Raw genomic sequence first — 17,935 nt, 5'->3', positions numbered from 1 at the left:
GCCTGATAGCATTGCACCGCCTTCAATGCCAGCCCTGCCCGACTTGCGGCAACCTCTCCCACATGGCGAGGACCGGACCAGATCGGCAAGAATGCGGGGCCGGCAGATGCCAGGGACCAGAGTTTTGACAATTTCCGACAAGGCGGGCCTGACCCGCGAACTGCGCCGCATCGCCCTGATGGCCGGCGCCGCCATCATGGATCACTATCGCACCGATTTCGAAGTGATCCGGAAGGACGACAACAGCCCGGTCACGGCAGCTGACAATGATGCCGAGGCGATCATCCTTGCCGAGCTGCGCCGCGTTGCCCCCGACATTCCCATCGTTTCCGAAGAGGCCGCCGCCGCGGGTCATATTCCCGATGTCGGGCACGCTTTCTTCCTTGTCGACCCGCTCGACGGCACCAAGGAGTTCATCAACAAGAACGGTGAATTCACGGTCAACATCGCGCTCATCGAAGGCCGGTTGCCGGTCGCGGGTGTCGTCTATGCGCCCGCAAAGGAGCGCATGTTCTTCGGATACGGCAAGGGACACGCTTTCGAGGAGACGGTTGCTGCCTGCAGCAAGGGAAGCAGCGAAGGCCCCTCACACGCGATCTCTGCGCGCAGACCCGCAGACGACGGGCTCGTCGTCATTGCAAGCCGCACCCATCGCGACACCAAGACCGACGAATATCTGAACCTCTACAAGGTGAAGGAATTTCTCGCCGCCGGCTCGTCGCTCAAATTCTGCGTCATCGCAGCAGGCGAAGCCGATCTCTATCCCCGTCATGGCCGCACCATGGAATGGGATACAGCCGCCGGACACGCCGTACTTGCTGCGGCGGGTGGCAGCGTAACCCAGCTCGACGGCACACCGCTCATCTATGGCAAGACGGAACGCGGGCTCGACAATCCCTTCTTCGTTGCTCGCGGCATACTTGTTTGAGAACGCGCGGCACCCTGCCCGGACCCGCTGAAAGCGGATCCGGGCGCGGTGCTGTCGAGGCCGTCGGATAAAGCGAGCTGACCGGTGCGGACTGCGAACTGGCCCCCCGACCGTCGGAGGCCCGCACCGGCTCCGCCACGCGGATGAAACGGCGGGCGGAAGAGCTTGCTGCAAAGTAATTTGCAAGGCATATGCCGCGCCGGGCGGGCGGGAATGGACCGCAAACCGGCATTCGAAGCCAGTATTCCCGCACCATGCGCTCCAATATGGGCGCGCGCGTGCCGAAACGGGTCAGATCAGGGCTTCTTCACCCAGCGCCCGGGCGCTGTCTCCACGAACTGGCCCGAAGGCGTTCGCTGGATCAGCTTTTCACCCGCCAGCACCTCGACCGAGGCAAGCGTCGCGCCCGGCGTCCTGTTGGCGATTTCCTGATAGGAGCCCCGGCGGCGGCGATTGATCTCGTCCACCATGTTCGACACTTCCGGCGTGGGCAAGGCCGTAACGATACCAACATAACCGTTCAGCTTCTCGCCGACGAGGCCCTGCGCCTTGGCGGAGTCGAGATCCATCGCCCATGCAGGGGAAACGGCCAGAAAGACGAAAAGAAACAGGGCAAGCGGGAGATGGCGCTTTGCGATTGCATACATGATCCAGTTCTCCCTCAGAACAGGTCGGGGTTCTTGGCAAGAAGATCGTCGAGATCGCGGTCGACCCGGACGCGCACCTCCTGCTCGATCTTCACATTCAGATTGATTTCGATGGGCTTGTCCGGCGCCTCGATCTTCACCGTCGGATTGCAGCCAGCCACGACGAGGCAAGTCGCAGCGACCACGAATGCCATGGCACGGTGCCGCCGGAGTTCGAAGGCTTGATTTCTGTACATGTATCTCCCTCGCATTCTCGCGCTCCGAACCAAAATTTCTGCGGGTTCTCCTCTCGCCTTCAGCATCACGGCACCCTGGTCGCATCCGGGTGCTGCTTGATGAGCTCAAGAGGCCTGAAGCCAACGGTACCACGGCGAAACAGGTCTGCAAGCGATCCTTCGACATTCACATTGATCGCGAACGGATATCCCTCATAAAGATCGGGATTGGACCCGCGCAATGAAAGGCGCAGCACTACTTCGCCATTTGCATTGCCGGACAGACCGCCACTGAGTTCCGTATAATGGAAATTATTCAACGCATCGGTGAGCAGCTTCGTCTGCTCGGTCTGCACAGCATCGCCCGCCTCGCTCCGATAGACGATGGTGCCCTTCTCCTGCGCGGCCAATGCACCATCAACAAGAACGAGGTCGCCATCACGGATCACGACGGGAATGCCACCGGAAATATGTCCTGTGGCCCGCAGGCCGGGGACATCTGCGATCTCGAGCAAAATGCCCAGATCGACATTCTCGACCGTCAACAGAAACGCCGCGTCGTCCGCCAACGCCGATGTACCCCGGGATGCGAGAACGAGCCTGCCATCGGCAAAGGGCCAGGTCGCATCGACGATCCGCACGCCCGTCCGATCCACTTCGAATGAGACCGTTCCCTTCTCGAGCGGAACGCCAGCGTCGATTTCCCGTACCGTCAGCGTTTGCACGCCACTCGTTGCCGGCGGAACAAGGTTTTTGAAGTTGACCACACCGCTGACGCCACGCGCAGTAACTGCGGCAGCAACAAATCCGGTATCTTTAAGCGTCACCCGGCCCGATGTCGCCAGCCCGGTGCCCGACAGTCTCGCTTGCGCCGAATAGGACAGACCGCCGCTCATCTGCATGACGGCATCTTTGAACACCGGCAATATGGTCTGCAATTCGAGCTTGTCCGGCGCCAGGGCAAGGTCGCCATTGGCCCGCATTTCCCCCTCACCCTTGGCAATATCGAACCGGCCGTCGATATTCGCAAGGCGCGCGCCGCGGATCGCGGGAAGCGCGCTGCGTACGACAAGTTTGGCTTCAATCTGCCGCCTCACCATCGTCAAAGGCCCCTCGATCGTCACCGGCGCGAAACGCTCCGGGCGTGACATGTCCTCCACCCGAACGCCGGAAAATTCCAGACGAAGCGGCACGGCAGCGCCCCCCGTTACCGCAGCCAATTTCACAAGGCCAGTCAGGCGCGCATCGCCTGCCGCCGTTTGCCGCAAGGCGAGATTCTGCATGTCGGCTTCGCCGTTCACCGAAATCGCCTCACCGTCGAAAACAGCTTCCCCGCGATATGAAACGGCGCCCGTAAGGTCGATGTAGTAAGGCGCGAGCACCGGGGCGAGACGCGAAACCGTCAATCCATCTCTATCGAGCGACAACGTGCCCTCGCCGCGCAGGGCGCCTTGCCGCAAGGCGATGTCGTATTCACCCTCGACGCGCATCAACGGAACGCCGCTGCGTTCTCCGTCCGCAGTAGATATCTGGCCTTCGAGGTAAATCGCGCCGGGCGCGATGCGCGCTGCACCTGCCGCGTGCAATGGAGCGACACGAGGCGCATCGCCTGTCTCGCTGATAAGGATACCTGCAGTCGAAACGGCAAATGCATCACCGTCCGGAACAATGGCTAGAGGCCCAACAATCGAAAGTATGCCTTCCTTTGTTTTGATTTCGATATGGGCACTTTCGATCTCGACCGGTGGTATCTGCGCCGCGCCGCCACCGCCCTCCCCCTTCAGCAGCGGATCGAGCGCGCCGAAAGACAGGCCATCTTCCGACAATGCCAGCCGGCCCCTCGCCTCGCCAACATCGATTGAACGGACGCGGCCGGACATGAGCTCGCCGAGAGAATAGGAGACCGAGACATTGTCGACATGAACATCCGGTGCAGCCGGGTCGCCGATCACCACATCCGAAAGCGAAATGCTCCGCAGCCCGATAAATGAGACGGAGAACGACACAGGCTCAATGCCACGCTCCGCCAGCGCCTGACCGATCACCTGCTCGGCGAGGCCGCGGCGCTGCTGCCAGGCCCACACGGCGGCAATCATGACCGCCAGCAGCAGGAGCACAGTGAAAAATGCCAGCTTGCGCCATCGGCCCTTCAGCATATCGATTGCGCTCCAACGCAGCCGGACTTGCGCCATCGCGGGCCGGCCACTGTTTCGCCATGCTCTGCCGTCAATATCGCCATGCCTCAATCTATGTGATTCTAATATAGACTTTCGCAATCATTGACGGCGATTCGATGGCAAACGGACGATGCCGGGCGGCAAGCGCCGGACGGGACAGGAGGGCAGCATGACCATCTTCAATTCGCAGCCGAGGCGCATGTTCCGGGGATCGCCGGTCATTGCAGGCATGTGTATCGGTCTTGCGCTCTTGACATTTGCTGCTCAGCCCTCTGCCGCCCAATCCGGGAACAATCAAGACACCTACAAGCAGGATGAGATCGTCAAGGAGGCAGGCGACTTCTTTGGCGACGTATCGCAGGGCCTCGCCGATGCCGTTCATAGTGTTTTCGAGGCCTATGGCGAACCCAATGCCTATATCAAGGGCGAGGAAGCAAGCGGCGCCTTCGTTCTCGGGCTGCGCTATGGCCAGGGCGAACTCGTGATGAAGAACGGCACGCGGCAGCGCGTCTATTGGCAGGGGCCGAGCGCAGGCTGGGACTTTGGTGGCAACGCGGTGAAGGTATTCACCCTGGTCTACAATCTGCCCAACGGAGAAACCATTTACCGGCGCTATCCCGGCGTCGAGGGCAGCGCCTATCTGATCGGCGGCATCGGCATCAATTATCAGCAGCGCGACGACGTTATTCTGGCACCGATGCGTTCTGGCGTCGGCGTCCGGCTCGGCGCATCTGTCGGCTACCTCAAATATACTAAAACGCGCGAATGGTTGCCCTTCTGACGCACACATCCGCGAATTGACTGCCTGACATGCGTCCAAGGTGGAAGCATGGCCGGATTTCTGGCAGGCTCCCGGAGTTTTCCATCCCGACGCGCCAAATGGCGCCGTTCCATGCAGGTAAGCCATGATCGAGAGCCTGATGCTGATTGCTCTTGGCTTTTTCGTTGCCACGCTGTTTGCGGCAATTGCAGCCCAGTTCGTGTGGCGCCGGGCTGTCACTGTGACCAGACGCAGCCTCGTCGAGACGGAAACCGAAACCGTTGACGATGCGCGGGTGCGCGAACTCGACAACCTGATGCAGCGCCATCGCAGCGAAACGGCCCCTCTCGAAGCCGAAATCAGCCGTCTGCGCAGCGACAAGGAAGCCCTTTCGGCGTCACATGACGACCTGGTGCGCGAAAACACCGCTCTAGCCAGTGAAATCAATAGCTTGCGGGCGGAGACAGGCCGGCTGGGCGCGGAGGCAGCGGCATTGCGCGCCCATATCGGCCAGAATGCCGTTTATATCGCTGAGCGGATCGCAGCGCTGAAGCATGAGATTTCCGCGCTCGAGACAGCGATCGGCGATGCGCCTGAACCCAGCCCGGTTCCCGTGGCGACAGCCAATCCCCATGTCTTCGCTGAGGAGCCGATTGAGGCAACGCATGCCGAAGCCCCGAAAGCCGAAACAGCGGTAAATGAAGACGAGGCGGCGCGCACACTGGCCGAGGTCAAGGCCTCGCTGGAGCGGCTCGACGCCACGGCCGAAGACGACCGGACCACAGCTCCCTCAGCGGACGACCGCCTGACGGAGGCCCATATCGGCGACAAGGCCCTGCTCGCCCGCATCCGGGCGCTGGAGGCTGGTGTGGCCAACTAGCCGGGCCCCTCTCTTTTGATTGCTGGAATCACTGCAAGCTGATTTCTTTGATGTGAGCACCGCATCGGGGAGACTGCCATGACGTCCTTCGCCTATCCGCTGACCGGCCTGGTCACGATCATTACGCTCATCGTCTATTTCTGGATGGCCTTCAAGGTCGGCAAGGCGCGCGCCGCATTCGGCATTCCGGCGCCCCGCATGGACGGGCCCGACGACTTCCTTCGTGTGCTGAGGGTTCAGGGAAATACAGCCGAAAACCTGCTGCTGTTCCTGCCGGCGATCTGGCTCTTCGCGCTGACGGTCGGCGACATCTGGGCCGCCGCCATTGGCATCTTCTATCCCGTCGGCCGCGTTCTCTATGCCCGCGGCTACTATGCGGCGGCGCTCAAGCGCTCCACCGGATTCACCGTCGGCCTCGCCTCGACCGTGATCCTCCTGCTTGGTTCGCTGATCGCACTGGCCATGGAAGCGGCCGCTGTCTATTTCTGACAGCGTGAAACGTTGATTTTCAAAAGAGAAAATGGCGTCCCCTAGGGGACTCGAACCCCTGTTTTCGCCGTGAGAGGGCGACGTCCTGGACCGCTAGACGAAGGGGACGGACCAGTTCGGGCGCCCCTTCTATGATGCCGTGCCGGGCCGCGCAAGAGCATTCGTTTGCGCCCTGCCGCGCTCCCCAGAGAGACTAGGGGTTGCCCCCTAAAACAAATTCCCCGCACTGCGTCATTCGACCGCACCGGGCCGGATTTCGCGGTCCGAAACTCCGCATTTTAGCAATTTACGTAAGGGATTTCATATAGTTACACTGCAATCCGCTCTCATCCCAATCTACGTTAAAGTTTTGCAACGCACAAAAATCACGATTGACAATATGTCATTTCATGGCGATATTGGTGTCACGAAACGCCGGTCGACCTCCTCCCCGACCGGTTTTCAGATTGCCGCCGGTGCCATCCTCCCTCCTCCCCCGGCACCGGCGGCACCCTCCCTCCCCCGAAAATCGGCAGCATGATGGCCCGCGCGGAAGGCTTCCGGCGCGGCGGCTGGCATTGGGATGTCCGGCAATCCTTGTGATGCGATCAGCGCACAGCGAAATCAAACCCTGGGCGCGATCTCATCGCGCCGCGAAATCGGACATGGGCGTGACCACGATACGGCCAAGCTCGGCGCCGCTCTTCGGATCGGCGAGGATCACCATGTCGGCGTCGCCGCCCGTGACATGGATGGCGACACGGCCCTCGCCCAGCGTGACGGAACGCACCATCTGGCCCGGCGCTATGCCGACATGCGAAATGCCGAAATAACCGGCCGGCAGCGACGCACGCGGCGCCCCGCCTTCCGCGCCGCCGCCCGACAGGCGCCAGACAAAGGCGGCGATCACCACCATGAAGGTGAGCACGAGAAAGCCCGACATCATGCCCATGAGGAGCTTCAGCTTCCTCAGCTTTGCTTCATCAAGAGGCTGGCCCGGTTCTGGCGCCTCGCGCGACGTGGAACCTTCCGGTGATATAGTCTCGCCCATGATGTCCGCCGCCCTGCCTTCAGATGATGAAACGCGCCACGCCCTGACCGTCGCTGATGACGAAAGCGGCATGCGCCTCGACAAGTATCTCACGGATGCGCTCGCCCGCAAGTTCGAGGCGGAGGAAAACGCCGAGGGGCCGCCGTCCCGCGCCCGCGTGAAGCAATTGATCGAGGAAGGTCGCGTCGAAATCGAGGGCACGCGGCCGCGCCCGCTCACCGATGCCTCATATCGTGTGAAAGCGGGCGAACGGCTGACGCTCACCTTGCCGCCGCCCGCGCCCGCAAGGCCCGAGGGACAGGCGATCCCGCTCGATGTCGTTTACGAGGATGCAGACCTCATTGTGGTGATGAAACCGGCGGGGCTCGTGGTGCATCCCGCCCCCGGCAATCCCGACATGACGCTTGTGAATGCGCTGATCGCCCATTGCGGCGAAACGCTGTCGGGCATTGGCGGCGAGCGCAGGCCCGGCATCGTCCACCGGCTCGACAAGGAAACCTCTGGCCTGATGGTCGTCGCCAAGACCGACCGCGCGCATCGCGGCCTCGCCGAACAATTCGCCGCGCATGGCCGCGACGGAAAACTGACCCGCGCCTACAAGGCGCTGGTCTGGGGCGTGCCATCGCCAAAGCGCGGCACGGTGGACGCGAATATCGCGCGCTCGAGCCACAACCGCATGAAGATGGCGGCGCTGAAGCCGCGCGCGCGGCGGAACGAAGATGAAGGCGACGACAACACCGCCGGCCGCCGCGCCATCACGCATTACGAGGTGGAGCAGGAATTCGCAGACGGCCTCGTCTCGCTCGTCGAATGCCGGCTCGAAACCGGCCGCACCCACCAGATCCGCGTGCACATGACGCATATCGGCCACCCGGTGCTGGGCGACCCCACCTATGGCACCGGCATGAAAACCCGCGCCTCAAAACTCTCCGACGAAGCCCGCACGGCGCTTGCCCGCCTCGACCGCCAGGCCCTCCACGCCTGGCACCTCGGCTTCGAGCACCCGGTGACCGGCGAACACCTCAGCTTCGATGCTCCGTTGCCGGAGGATATTGCGGAGCTCGTGGGGGAGTTGGAGGAAGTCTAGGCGCTGCTAAACCACACGCAGCCTTTCGCCATCTCCAGTGCGCTCCAAAACTACGTTCCAAATCGGCCCAGCTTCAGCTTGCGTCAGACAGACAAAAGGAACAAAATAGAAACAAGTTTCGCCATGACTCAAGAGTAAAGCACCACTACATTTGGGCTTAATGAGGGGAAAGCCACCGATATGTTGACATCCATCGAATTGTGCGCGGGAGCCGGCGGACAGGCCCTTGGCCTTGAAATGGCCGGCTTTGAACACGAGGCGCTTGTCGAAATTGACCCTCATTGCTGCAATACCCTTCGTCACAACCGCGCCGGGTGGAAAGTTTTTGAAGAAGACCTTCGGCTGTTCAAGGAAAGAGCGGCAGACTTCAAAGGTGTCGACCTTGTTGCAGGCGGCCTGCCATGTCCTCCTTTTTCGGTTGCAGGAAGGCAGCTAGGCGCCGCCGACGAGCGCAATCTGTTTCCAGACGCCATCGACATTATCGATGCCATCAGGCCCCGCGCTGTGATGATCGAGAATGTGCGCGGATTTCTCGATCCGGTTTTCCGTGAATACAGAGAAGGACTGCGGCAGCAACTGGACAAACTAGGCTACGCAACTGACTGGAGGCTCCTCAATGCGTCCGGGTTTGGTGTACCCCAATTGCGCCCGAGAGTTGTAATTGCCGCAATCAGAAAGGAACAGGCAGACGCATTCGTCTGGCCAACAGAATCCTTGCGCAAGCCGAAAACTGTCGGTGAAACATTGGCCGATCTAATGGCGGCCAATGGGTGGCGGGGCGCCAAGACATGGGCTGCGCGCGCAAATGAAATTGCACCTACAATCGTTGGCGGATCAAAGAAACATGGCGGCCCCGATCTCGGTCCGACGCGCGCAAAGAAAGCCTGGGCCGCATTGGGCGTCAATGGCATGACCATTGCCGAGGAAGCACCCGACGCCAATTTCGCAGGTATGCCGCGCCTGACCGTTCAGATGGTCGCACGGCTTCAGGGGTTTCCTGACGATTGGTATTTTACCGGCCGCAAAACCGCTGCCTATAGACAGGTCGGGAATGCATTTCCGCCACCGGTTGCACAGGCGGTTGCCGAGTACATAGCCATTGCTTTGCAACGGAATAGCAGACCGCTTCGCAGAAGCGCCTAAGCTAAGCTCTAGAATTCCGCTCAAGCGCCGTATAGCGTCGGCGCATGAAGAATATTCCGGAAAGCATTGTCAAGGCCGGACACCCAGACTTCCCCGTTCTGGATCAGATTGCCAGGTTTGTTCTGAATCGTGCCGGTGGCAAAACCGCTCTTGAAGAAAAGCTGCCAGTCCTCGTGCGGGATGCGGTTGATTTCGTGCTGGACCCGGTCCGCACAGGCCGTACGCGCCTGTCAGACCTGGACAATGTCGAGAAGACATTTATTGGCTTGAAGGTCGAACACTTCATTCGCGATATGCTGGATGTCCCAAAGGGTTTGCGGGACCTGGTCATCGACGGAATGGACGTCGATGTGAAGAATACGACCCGCGAATCCTGGATGATTCCCCCTGAAATCTATCGCAGCGAAGAGCCTTGCATCGTGGTCGCATTTGACGAGCAGGATCAGCGGTGCTGGATGGGCGTCATGCTGGCACGCGACGCTTATCTGAACAGCCCCAATCAGGACAGGAAGAGGAGCGTCAGGAAAGGGGCATTCAAAAACATTCTATGGCTTGTGAATGAAGCCCCTTATCCCCGAGGTCACTGGGAAGGTCTCGATATGCAACGCTTCCGGGAGCTAAGAGAGATTTCTGGCGGTACAAAAAGGGCTGCCCAGTTCTTTCGTGAGAATATCGGCAGGCCGGTTCACCGTTCTGTCATTCAGGCCCTTCTCTTCGATCAGCGGGACTACATGAAGCGTCTCCGTGGAAATCAAGGCGCCAGAGATATTCTTCGTACGGAAGGCGTCGCGCTACTCTCGGGCTTTTACGACAAGGCAGCTCTCCGGATTCTGAAGGCACCGCATACGGGTGACGACGAAATGATTGCTGTCAGCCCGCGCAATGAAACAGACCTCAGTTACCTGCGGCGGACCAAACTGATCGACTAACGCAATGTCTGACAGGATTTCGAAGGAACGGCGCAGCGAAAACATGCGGCGCATTCGAAGCAAGAACATGAAGCCGGAAATGATTGTCCGGCGGCTCGTGCACGGCATGGGATACCGCTACCGTCTGCATCGCAAGGACCTTCCTGGCAAACCCGATCTGGTCTTTTCCTCGCGCCGGAAAGTGATTTTCGTCCATGGATGCTTCTGGCATCAGCATAGCGACCCGGCCTGCCTCGATGGACGGATGCCGAAGTCCAATGAACAATATTGGAGTAAAAAGCTAAATAGGAACAAAAAAAGGGACAAAGAGACCGAGGAACGTCTAATCGCCGAAGGATGGGAGAAATTGATAATTTGGGAGTGCGCAGTGAAAGATACCCGCACATTGGAAAAAGTGATATCGGAGTTCTTGGAGAAATAAACTCAAAATTTTTGCGACCTACACACTCTTTCTATCTCCTGAAGTCCTTCGTAAATATCAACGAACTTACTGTAAGTAAGTGAAGGCGCATCAATGGTCCGAGTGGTTCCTTTTATGTAAGTATGGGCCTCGGGATCACGCGATGCCTTAATGTGCTTCAGCGCAGCCTCCATCTTCAAACGCTTAGACTGATCTGCTCGACGTTCGATTCGCTCAACATTCACAATTCCGACTAGATCTATCAGCATACGGCGGAAATTTTCCTTGTAATTAAATCCGTGATTCTTTTTGATGCTAGTTTCAATCAGCTGAAGATTGTCCCTCTCTTTGAGAATGCGTTTTGAACAACGACGCACAACGTCATCCATCGAAACCTCAATCCACCCGCCCAATTCCATAATTGCCAGCTTCGAAAAGAACAAAGCATCTTTTGTTCGCCTTGCCTTAAGGAACTTGCCGTTGAGCGCTCTCAAATTCCGATCAATCTCCGTTCTAGAAATCATTTAACGTCCCGCAAATATCTCTACGGCTGTTGAGAAACGCTCCTCGACTTTCGGTTTCTTCGACAAGCCCTCAGCTAACGCGTCCTCTGAAAAGTGCGGATGCTCGATCAATTTGACATACATCTCGTGGGCCGAGACCGCGTCTATTGATTCCAATCTCTCAATATTGGCAGCCACTCCAACCAGAAGTGACTCCATAATTGTCACCGGCATCTTTGTTGGGGGCCCTTCCGAAAAGACAGTCCGAAGAATGACGTCAACCGTCCGGCGAAACAGTCTGGATTTTTGATCGAGTGTATCTAAGTCAGCGTTACGGTTTTCATGCATGTAGCTGTTCAAAAACTTGGCCACTTGCCCTTTGTACTTTCCTCGCTGTTCCAAGAATGCAAAGAATCTCAGTATTAGCTCTTGCTTTGTGAATCGATACAATCCCTCGGCAGACATACGGTTGAGTTTTCTCCACGGCACATATTGATCCAAATCTTTGAGAAGCTCATTGAACGGTCCGCTAAATATGCAGTTTCGAATCTCCTGATTGTTCAACTTTATCCCGCCGGCATTCAACCGGTGAAAAATCGTGAACAGATATTCCATGTGTTCTCGTTTCTGAAAATTGCAACGAAGAACATTTATCGGGAGGGTTTGATTCTCAACCCTTGAATAGTATTGATGCAGATCATCTGTAGACGTCTTAATCGCAGCAGCTGTTTTACCGGCAATGTCTTGGTTTATATCGTCGAGCTGCGAAAGTCGCCAATCCTCGCCTCTCAGAAATCTGACAATTGTCGAGATCCGCTGCAGACCATCGATAACTATCCAACGTTGAGCGCGGTGGTCCATAGCAAAGCACATGCTAGGGATCGGAAGTTGTTTGATTAGCGAATCCACGAAACGGGTCTGATCCGTGCCTTTCCAAACGATATCGCGCTGGAAATCGGGTTGGATATCTAAAATCCCTTGGTTGGCCATTCTGAAAAGATCGGCACAAGATCGCAGCTCGTTGTAAGCGACGATATCAGACGGTGGGACCTCGTTCGTGTCATCTTCGTAAAGCGCCTGATCTTCGAGCGCCTTTATTCTTCGAGAGACTCTGTCCACTTTCCCATGTCCTTTAAAACTGCATCTGAATTCTCTGCCAAGATTAGCCTCATAATATTTTGCCGCCAATCTATGCGCGGTTGGTGCGGTCATTTGTTGTACCTAGCGGCCGCCAACCCCTTTAACTCCCTGATCCCCTCCCCATATAAGCCCTCTGCCGGCCGGGGGGCCTTGAGGCCGATCCCCGTGGCAGGATGCGCCTTGAGAGGGGACGGATGCCATTTTTCCGCCCCTCTTCCGTTATCTTATAGCCCGACCTTATCCGTCGGGTATTATCCGGCGGCGGGCCTTGGCATAAGGCCCGGAACGGAAGAATGACAGGGCTCGCGCCTCCCCCTCCCCCAAATCCCAAAGGGGAGCCCCGCGGGCCGGATTGGGGGCCCCAATGGCCGAAACGAAGTCGAAAATGCTTGCGCCCGCGCCGAACCCGGAAGGGTCGCTGTCGCGCTACCTGCAGGAAATCCGCAAATTCCCAATGCTGGAGCCGCAGGAGGAATACATGCTCGCCAAGCGCTGGAAGGAGCATGAGGACACCGATGCGGCGCACAAGCTGGTGACGAGCCATCTGCGCCTCGTGGCGAAGATCGCCATGGGCTATCGCGGCTATGGCCTGCCCATCGGCGAGGTGATCTCGGAAGGCAATGTCGGCCTGATGCAGGCGGTGAAGCGCTTCGAGCCGGAAAAGGGCTTCCGGCTGGCGACCTATGCCATGTGGTGGATCCGCGCCTCGATCCAGGAATATATCCTGAGGAGCTGGTCGCTCGTGAAGATGGGCACGACCGCGGCGCAGAAGAAGCTCTTCTTCAACCTGCGCAAGGTGAAGGGCCAGATCCAGGCGATCGAGGATGGCGACCTTCACCCCGATCAGGTGAAGACGATTTCCGAGCGCCTCGGCGTGACGGAGGACGAAGTCATCTCCATGAACCGCCGCATGGCGGGCCCCGACAATTCGCTGAATGCGCCGCTCCGGCAGGATTCGGAAAGCGGCGAGTGGCAGGACTGGCTGGTCGACGACACGGCCGATCAGGAAGCGACGCTTGGTGAGGAACAGGAGCTGGGCCTCCGCCGCGAAATGCTCGCCCGCGCCATGGAAACGCTGAACGAGCGCGAAATGCACATCCTGACAGAGCGCCGCCTGAAGGACGAGCCTGCGACGCTGGAAGATCTCAGCCAGGAATATGGCATTTCCCGCGAGCGCGTGCGCCAGATCGAGGTGCGCGCCTTCGAGAAGCTGCAAAAGGCGATGAAAAACGCCATGCGCGACCAGGCAGACGCAAGGCGGGACGCGCTGGCGGATTTCTGAGGATACCGCCGGGAACCTTTGCCCGTGTGAGCCGTTGAGCTTGCGCGGCCCTCTTTTCGCGGCCGCTTCTCTGGCACGGAGATGCGGCATGACGAACGATCCGGCTACCGGGCGGGTAAGGGGTGGCATCCGCGCCGCGGCTATGCGCGCGGAAACCTCGCTCGCCGTGCTGTCCGTGCTCGCCATCCTCTACACGGCCTATCTGGCGCAAAATCTCGTTGCGCCGATCACGGCGGCGCTCGTTGCGAGCTTCATCCTGATGCCGCTGATGCGCACGGTTCCCTTTCGCGTTCTGCCGGATGCTCTCTCTGCCGCGCTGATCGTGCTGGCAATTGTCGGCGCGCTCGCCGCCGCGGTTTGGGCTCTTGCCGAGCCCGCGGCAGAGTGGGCGGGCCGCATCCCCGCCACGGTTGCGGAACTCAAGCAGAAATCGGGCGACATCGTCGAGCCGGTCGAAGCGATGCGCCGCGCAGGCGAGCAGATGGAAGAGCTCACGCGCGACCGCAACCAGAGGCAGTCCATTGTCATGCGCGAGCAAAGCCTGATCGACCGGGCGATGGAGGCGGCAGGACAGAAGGGTGCGTCCTTCCTCATTTTCATCGTGCTGATTTATTTCCTGCTGGCGACGGGCGAATTGCTGCGCGACCGTGTGATCCGCTCGGCAAGGAGCCTGACCGACAAGGAGAAGGCGCGGCGCATATTGCGCAGCATGGAGCGAGAGATCTCGACCTATCTTCTTTCCATCTCGCTCATCAATGCAGGGCTGGGCCTGGCGATAGGGCTCTCGCTCTGGGCGATCGGACTGCCCAATGCCGCGCTCTGGGGGGTTGCAGGGGCGCTGCTCAATTTCGTGCCCTATGCGGGCGCGGCCGCCGGCATGGCATTGACCGGCCTTGTCGGCTTCATCGCCTTCGACGATCCCGGCAGGGCACTCCTCGCACCGGCTATCTATTTCGGCTGGAACTTGATCGAGTCGCAATTCGTCACGCCCTCGATCCTCGGGCGCCGCCACACGCTGAACGCAGCCGTTGTCTTCCTCTCCATCATCTTCTGGGGCTGGATGTGGGGCGTCATCGGGGCGGTACTTGCGGTTCCCATTCTCGTGATGATGAATACTTGCTTCGCGCAGATCGAGCCCTTGCGCAAATTCTCGATCTTCATCGACGGGAGGGCGCTGCCCGGCCAGAACGCGAATGGCAGCCCGCTACCGGACTGATCGCGGGACACCGTCCGCATGAATTAACCCGGACTTAACCATGATCCGCCGACCATCAGGCCGGAGGACCGGCCATGCAAAGGCTTGCAGCACTTGCGGCGGGAGCACGATTCCGCCCTGGAGACCGGCCTGCGATCGCGCTATATGCGGGCGTGCTTGCAGGATCGGCGCTGCTCGTCTTCTGGATCCAGCCCTTCTTCGGCCGCGCGCTGCTGCCCCATGCGGGTGGCGCTGCAGGCGTCTGGCTGACGGCGATCGTCTTCTTTCAGGCGGCGCTGCTCGCAGGCTATGCCTATGCCCACCTGCTGCGGACGCGGCTGCCGCTCACGGGCCAGATTTCCTTTCATCTTCTCATGCTGGCGCTCGCCGCATTCTTTTTCCTGCCTCCGGGCCTTTCGCCCGATTTTTCGATTGCGCCGGACGGCTCGCCCGCGCTCGCGATCCTTGCAGCCCTTCTCGTCCATCTCGGCCTGCCCTTTGCCGCGCTTTCGGCAACGGCGCCGCTGCTGCAGCACTGGTTCGCGACGCAGGATCATCCGCAGGCGGAAAATCCTTACCGGCTATACGCAGCAAGCAACGCAGGCTCGCTCGGCGCGCTGGCCGCCTATCCCTTCCTGATCGAACCCCTTGCCTCGCTCGCCACGCAGGCGCTCGTCTGGAGCGCGCTTTATGGGCTCGTGATGGCCGGCACGCTTGCCGCCGGACTGACGGCGCTCATGCGTCCGCGCGCAACCGCCCTTGAAAAACCGGAATTTGCCGCGAGCGCGGGCAAGTGGCGCGAGCGCGCGGGCTGGTTCCTTTGCGCCGCGCTGCCCACTGCATTGCTTGCCGCCGTGACTGCGCATATCACAACCGATGTCGCCGCTTTCCCGCTGCTCTGGGTGTTGCCGCTCGGGCTCTACCTCGCGACCTATATCGCAGCATTTGCGGGGCTTCCCTCCCGCGCGGAACAGGCCGGGCTCGCGGCCGGTCCGGCGCTTGCCTTCTTCGTCGTCTCGATCTGGTTTTCACAAGCCGGTTTCGCCTGGCCGATGGCAGCGCATCTTGCGGGCTTCGCCGCGATGGCGCTCGCCTGCCATGCAACACTTTATGCGAAGCGCCCGGCGCCGGCGCGCGCGACGGAGTTCTTCCTCATTCTCGCGGCAGGCGGCGTCACCGGCACCGCGGCGACAGCCTTTCTGCCGCCCATGCTGCTGTCGACACCGCTCGAATATCCGCTGCTGATCGCGCTTGCCTGCTTCGCCCTGCCGGGACGGGCGACAAAAGCGATGACAAGCAAAGCGGGCCGCCGGAAGCTCAGCTTGGCGTTTGGCGCCGCGCTGCTCGCGATCGCTGTCGTATTCGTCTTGCCGTCGCCCGCCGGCCTCGGTCCGGTCGGTGTCGCATTTCTATTCGTCGCCATTCTCGCCGCCGCCGCCTTCGCCTTCGCACTTGCCGCGCGCTTCCCGCTGCTGCTTGCTGCGCTTTTCCTCGGCGGCTGGTTCATGGGCCCCGCCAGCGGCGATGCGGGCAATGGCACAGCCGTCTGGAACGGGCGGAGCTTCTTCGGCCATTACGCGGTGGAAACGGACCGGGCCAATCAAGGTTTTCATTTTCTGATGGGTACGACGGCACACGGCTTCGAGCGGCAGGACCGCTTCCGCGAGCGGCCCGAGCCCGCCACCTATTATCATGCGCGCGGACCGCTCGGTCAGGCGATGGCGGCCCTGGGACACCGCTTCGAACGGATCGGCGTACTCGGCCTCGGCATCGGGAATATGGGCTGCCACGCGCGCGAAGGACAAAGCTGGACCTATTTCGAGATCGATCCGCTTGTCGTGCGCGTGGCGCAGGACCGGCGCTTCTTCCACTCCCTCGCAAGCTGCACGCCGCAAGCGCGCATTGTGACGGGCGACGGGCGGCTTATGCTTTCGCGTGAGCCGGAAGGTGCATTCGATTTCATCGTGATGGACGCATTCTCGTCGAACGCCGTGCCAATCCACCTCATCACCCGCGAAGCCTTCGAGACATATGGCCGCGCGCTGGCAGACGACGGGCTTCTGCTCGTCAACGTCTCGAACCGCCATCTCGACCTCGCGCCTGTCGTTGCGCGCGCAGCGGAAAAGGCCGGCTTCAAGTCGCTTGAACAGAATTTCGATCCCGGCCCGCGGCGCGAAGGCGAAGTGCTGGCGCTTGCGTCCCACTGGGTGGCGCTGTCACGAGACGAAGCGGCGCTCACCGCTCTCGCCGCGAGCGGAAATTGGAATCCCGCGCGCCGCACGGACAGGACACCGCTCTGGACCGACGATCACGCGAGCATCTTCGGCGCGCTTTACTGAGCGGCGACACCCGTTCCGATCGGACAGGAAATGCCCAAACCCCCGAGGCCGCAATAGCCGTTGGGGTTCTTCGCCAGATATTGCTGGTGGTAGTCCTCGGCGAAATAGAATTCCGGTGCGTCGAGGATTTCGGTGGTGATGTGAGGGAAGCCGCGCTTTGAAAGCTCGGCCGCGTAAGCCGCGCGCGACGCCTCGGCGGCCATGCGCTGGCTCTCGCTCGTCACATAGATGCCGGAGCGGTATTGCGTGCCGATATCATTCCCCTGACGCATGCCCTGTGTCGGGTTGTGATTTTCCCAGAAGGTCTTGAGCAGCGTCTCGTAGGATACTTTCTTCGGGTCGTAGACGACGAGCACGACTTCATTGTGCCCGGTGCGGCCCGAGCAGACTTCCTCATAGGTCGGGTTCGGCGTGAAGCCTGCTGCATAGCCGACCGCCGTGACATGGACGCCCGGCACCTGCCAGAATTTGCGCTCCGCGCCCCAGAAGCAGCCGAGCCCGAAATAGGCAAGCTCCGTCCCTTCCGGGTAAGGCCCCTTGAGGTCGGCGCTGTTCACGAAATGGCGGCTCGCGGTCGGGATCTCGAAATCGCGTCCGGGCAGAGCCTCTTGCGGCGCGGGCATTTCGGTCTTTTTGCGCAGATTGAACATGAGCGGCCTCCCTGGGGCATGGATTTGACCATGATGTAGGTCAGCTTAATCCCCCCGGAAAGGCCTGTCAGCAAGGGAACCGCGGCTTGCCTTGCCCTTGGGACAGGCTCCGGGCAAACTGCCGCAAAAGACAGGAAATTC

General features: G+C 60.2%; 18 protein-coding genes and 1 tRNA gene. 11 read left to right on the top strand and 8 right to left on the bottom strand.

The genetic code is table 11. The features are described 5' to 3' along the window. Nucleotides 1-124 precede the first annotated feature (124 nt). Nucleotides 125-928, top strand: a complete 804-nt coding sequence (gene cysQ / locus ACK4FH_RS08550; RefSeq protein ID WP_409812677.1) for a 3'(2'),5'-bisphosphate nucleotidase CysQ — start codon at nucleotides 125-127, stop codon at nucleotides 926-928. Nucleotides 929-1,224: 296 nt separating this feature from the next. Here cysQ and ACK4FH_RS08545 read toward each other — a convergent pair whose 3' ends face one another. The 3 genes from ACK4FH_RS08545 to ACK4FH_RS08535 form a co-directional block, all read right to left on the bottom strand. After that, entirely contained in the window at nucleotides 1,225-1,575 is a 351-nt protein-coding gene (locus ACK4FH_RS08545) for a YdbL family protein (protein ID WP_409812675.1), read from the bottom strand. 14 nt (nucleotides 1,576-1,589) lie between these two features. Continuing rightward, complete coding sequence (locus ACK4FH_RS08540; protein ID WP_409812673.1) at nucleotides 1,590-1,811, bottom strand: YnbE family lipoprotein; 222 nt, start codon at nucleotides 1,809-1,811, stop codon at nucleotides 1,590-1,592. Nucleotides 1,812-1,876: 65 nt separating this feature from the next. After that, on the bottom strand, nucleotides 1,877-3,946 hold the full coding sequence (locus tag ACK4FH_RS08535; protein ID WP_409812671.1) for a YdbH domain-containing protein: 2,070 nt from the start codon (nucleotides 3,944-3,946) through the stop codon (nucleotides 1,877-1,879). 190 nt (nucleotides 3,947-4,136) lie between these two features. Here ACK4FH_RS08535 and ACK4FH_RS08530 point away from each other — a divergent pair, with 190 nt between their 5' ends. The 3 genes from ACK4FH_RS08530 (at nucleotide 4,137) to ACK4FH_RS08520 (ending at nucleotide 6,096) form a co-directional block, all read left to right on the top strand. Next, a complete protein-coding gene (locus ACK4FH_RS08530) occupies nucleotides 4,137-4,748 on the top strand; it encodes a DUF1134 domain-containing protein (protein WP_409812669.1) in 612 nt (203 codons plus the stop codon). 124 nt (nucleotides 4,749-4,872) lie between these two features. After that, nucleotides 4,873-5,607, top strand: coding sequence for a hypothetical protein (locus tag ACK4FH_RS08525; protein ID WP_409812667.1), 735 nt, complete (start codon nucleotides 4,873-4,875; stop codon nucleotides 5,605-5,607). A gap of 78 nt (nucleotides 5,608-5,685) precedes the next feature. Further along, a complete protein-coding gene (locus ACK4FH_RS08520; protein ID WP_409812665.1) occupies nucleotides 5,686-6,096 on the top strand; it encodes an MAPEG family protein in 411 nt (136 codons plus the stop codon). A 32-nt stretch (nucleotides 6,097-6,128) separates the two neighbouring features. Here the strand turns inward: ACK4FH_RS08520 and ACK4FH_RS08515 are convergent. Both ACK4FH_RS08515 and ACK4FH_RS08510 read right to left on the bottom strand, forming a co-directional pair. Beyond that, nucleotides 6,129-6,204: transfer RNA gene (locus ACK4FH_RS08515), tRNA-Glu, on the bottom strand. A 514-nt stretch (nucleotides 6,205-6,718) separates the two neighbouring features. Continuing rightward, nucleotides 6,719-7,126, bottom strand: a complete 408-nt coding sequence (locus tag ACK4FH_RS08510; RefSeq protein WP_409812663.1) for a hypothetical protein — start codon at nucleotides 7,124-7,126, stop codon at nucleotides 6,719-6,721. Between the two features lies 1 nt (nucleotide 7,127). Between ACK4FH_RS08510 and ACK4FH_RS08505 the strand changes: the two genes are divergently transcribed. The 4 genes from ACK4FH_RS08505 to ACK4FH_RS08490 all read left to right on the top strand — a co-directional run bounded on the left by ACK4FH_RS08505 (nucleotide 7,128) and on the right by ACK4FH_RS08490 (nucleotide 10,706). Then, nucleotides 7,128-8,213, top strand: coding sequence for an RluA family pseudouridine synthase (locus tag ACK4FH_RS08505; protein WP_409815213.1), 1,086 nt, complete (start codon nucleotides 7,128-7,130; stop codon nucleotides 8,211-8,213). 180 nt (nucleotides 8,214-8,393) lie between these two features. After that, a complete protein-coding gene (locus ACK4FH_RS08500) occupies nucleotides 8,394-9,356 on the top strand; it encodes a DNA cytosine methyltransferase (protein ID WP_409812662.1) in 963 nt (320 codons plus the stop codon). 44 nt (nucleotides 9,357-9,400) lie between these two features. Then, entirely contained in the window at nucleotides 9,401-10,285 is an 885-nt protein-coding gene (locus ACK4FH_RS08495) for a NaeI family type II restriction endonuclease (protein WP_409812660.1), read from the top strand. Nucleotides 10,286-10,289: 4 nt separating this feature from the next. Further along, nucleotides 10,290-10,706, top strand: a complete 417-nt coding sequence (locus tag ACK4FH_RS08490; protein WP_409812658.1) for a very short patch repair endonuclease — start codon at nucleotides 10,290-10,292, stop codon at nucleotides 10,704-10,706. 2 nt (nucleotides 10,707-10,708) lie between these two features. Here ACK4FH_RS08490 and ACK4FH_RS08485 read toward each other — a convergent pair whose 3' ends face one another. Together ACK4FH_RS08485 and ACK4FH_RS08480 are read right to left on the bottom strand one after the other, a co-directional pair. Further along, nucleotides 10,709-11,179, bottom strand: coding sequence for a hypothetical protein (locus ACK4FH_RS08485; protein ID WP_409812656.1), 471 nt, complete (start codon nucleotides 11,177-11,179; stop codon nucleotides 10,709-10,711). A 30-nt stretch (nucleotides 11,180-11,209) separates the two neighbouring features. Further along, complete coding sequence (locus tag ACK4FH_RS08480; RefSeq protein ID WP_409812654.1) at nucleotides 11,210-12,400, bottom strand: DUF262 domain-containing protein; 1,191 nt, start codon at nucleotides 12,398-12,400, stop codon at nucleotides 11,210-11,212. Nucleotides 12,401-12,692: 292 nt separating this feature from the next. On the opposite strand from ACK4FH_RS08480, the gene rpoH reads away from it, so the two are divergent. From rpoH to ACK4FH_RS08465, 3 genes are all read left to right on the top strand, one after another. Beyond that, nucleotides 12,693-13,610: an RNA polymerase sigma factor RpoH gene (gene rpoH, locus ACK4FH_RS08475; RefSeq protein WP_409812652.1), complete on the top strand. Its 918-nt coding sequence runs from the start codon at nucleotides 12,693-12,695 to the stop codon at nucleotides 13,608-13,610. Between the two features lie 88 nt (nucleotides 13,611-13,698). Further along, nucleotides 13,699-14,826, top strand: a complete 1,128-nt coding sequence (locus tag ACK4FH_RS08470; RefSeq protein WP_409812650.1) for an AI-2E family transporter — start codon at nucleotides 13,699-13,701, stop codon at nucleotides 14,824-14,826. A gap of 74 nt (nucleotides 14,827-14,900) precedes the next feature. Next, nucleotides 14,901-17,144, top strand: a complete 2,244-nt coding sequence (locus ACK4FH_RS08465) for a spermidine synthase (RefSeq protein WP_409812648.1) — start codon at nucleotides 14,901-14,903, stop codon at nucleotides 17,142-17,144. Here ACK4FH_RS08465 and msrA read toward each other — a convergent pair. Next, the gene (msrA, locus tag ACK4FH_RS08460; protein WP_409812646.1) at nucleotides 17,138-17,794 is read right to left on the bottom strand and encodes a peptide-methionine (S)-S-oxide reductase MsrA; all 657 of its coding nucleotides are present in this window, start codon (nucleotides 17,792-17,794) and stop codon (nucleotides 17,138-17,140) included. The genes ACK4FH_RS08465 and msrA overlap by 7 nt on opposite strands. Between the last annotated feature and the right edge of the window lie 141 nt (nucleotides 17,795-17,935).

The sequence above is a fragment of the Parvibaculum sp. genome, assembly GCF_046297875.1.
Lineage (GTDB): Bacteria > Pseudomonadota > Alphaproteobacteria > Parvibaculales > Parvibaculaceae > Parvibaculum.
This window is presented reverse-complemented; position numbering and strand designations above follow the sequence as displayed.

Excerpts from the sequence above, each read along its gene's own strand:
- ACK4FH_RS08540 (WP_409812673.1), bottom strand. The coding sequence starts at position 1,811 with ATGTACAGAAATCAAGCCTTCGAACTCCGGCGGCACCGTGCCATGGCA.
- ACK4FH_RS08525 (WP_409812667.1), top strand. The coding sequence starts at position 4,873 with ATGATCGAGAGCCTGATGCTGATTGCTCTTGGCTTTTTCGTTGCCACG.
- ACK4FH_RS08480 (WP_409812654.1), bottom strand. The coding sequence starts at position 12,400 with ATGACCGCACCAACCGCGCATAGATTGGCGGCAAAATATTATGAGGCT.
- ACK4FH_RS08505 (WP_409815213.1), top strand. The coding sequence starts at position 7,128 with ATGTCCGCCGCCCTGCCTTCAGATGATGAAACGCGCCACGCCCTGACC.
- ACK4FH_RS08535 (WP_409812671.1), bottom strand. The coding sequence starts at position 3,946 with ATGCTGAAGGGCCGATGGCGCAAGCTGGCATTTTTCACTGTGCTCCTG.
- ACK4FH_RS08520 (WP_409812665.1), top strand. The coding sequence starts at position 5,686 with ATGACGTCCTTCGCCTATCCGCTGACCGGCCTGGTCACGATCATTACG.
- ACK4FH_RS08510 (WP_409812663.1), bottom strand. The coding sequence starts at position 7,126 with ATGGGCGAGACTATATCACCGGAAGGTTCCACGTCGCGCGAGGCGCCA.
- ACK4FH_RS08545 (WP_409812675.1), bottom strand. The coding sequence starts at position 1,575 with ATGTATGCAATCGCAAAGCGCCATCTCCCGCTTGCCCTGTTTCTTTTC.
- ACK4FH_RS08465 (WP_409812648.1), top strand. The coding sequence starts at position 14,901 with ATGCAAAGGCTTGCAGCACTTGCGGCGGGAGCACGATTCCGCCCTGGA.
- rpoH (WP_409812652.1), top strand. The coding sequence starts at position 12,693 with ATGGCCGAAACGAAGTCGAAAATGCTTGCGCCCGCGCCGAACCCGGAA.
- msrA (WP_409812646.1), bottom strand. The coding sequence starts at position 17,794 with ATGTTCAATCTGCGCAAAAAGACCGAAATGCCCGCGCCGCAAGAGGCT.
- ACK4FH_RS08490 (WP_409812658.1), top strand. The coding sequence starts at position 10,290 with ATGTCTGACAGGATTTCGAAGGAACGGCGCAGCGAAAACATGCGGCGC.
- ACK4FH_RS08495 (WP_409812660.1), top strand. The coding sequence starts at position 9,401 with ATGAAGAATATTCCGGAAAGCATTGTCAAGGCCGGACACCCAGACTTC.
- ACK4FH_RS08470 (WP_409812650.1), top strand. The coding sequence starts at position 13,699 with ATGACGAACGATCCGGCTACCGGGCGGGTAAGGGGTGGCATCCGCGCC.
- ACK4FH_RS08530 (WP_409812669.1), top strand. The coding sequence starts at position 4,137 with ATGACCATCTTCAATTCGCAGCCGAGGCGCATGTTCCGGGGATCGCCG.
- ACK4FH_RS08500 (WP_409812662.1), top strand. The coding sequence starts at position 8,394 with ATGTTGACATCCATCGAATTGTGCGCGGGAGCCGGCGGACAGGCCCTT.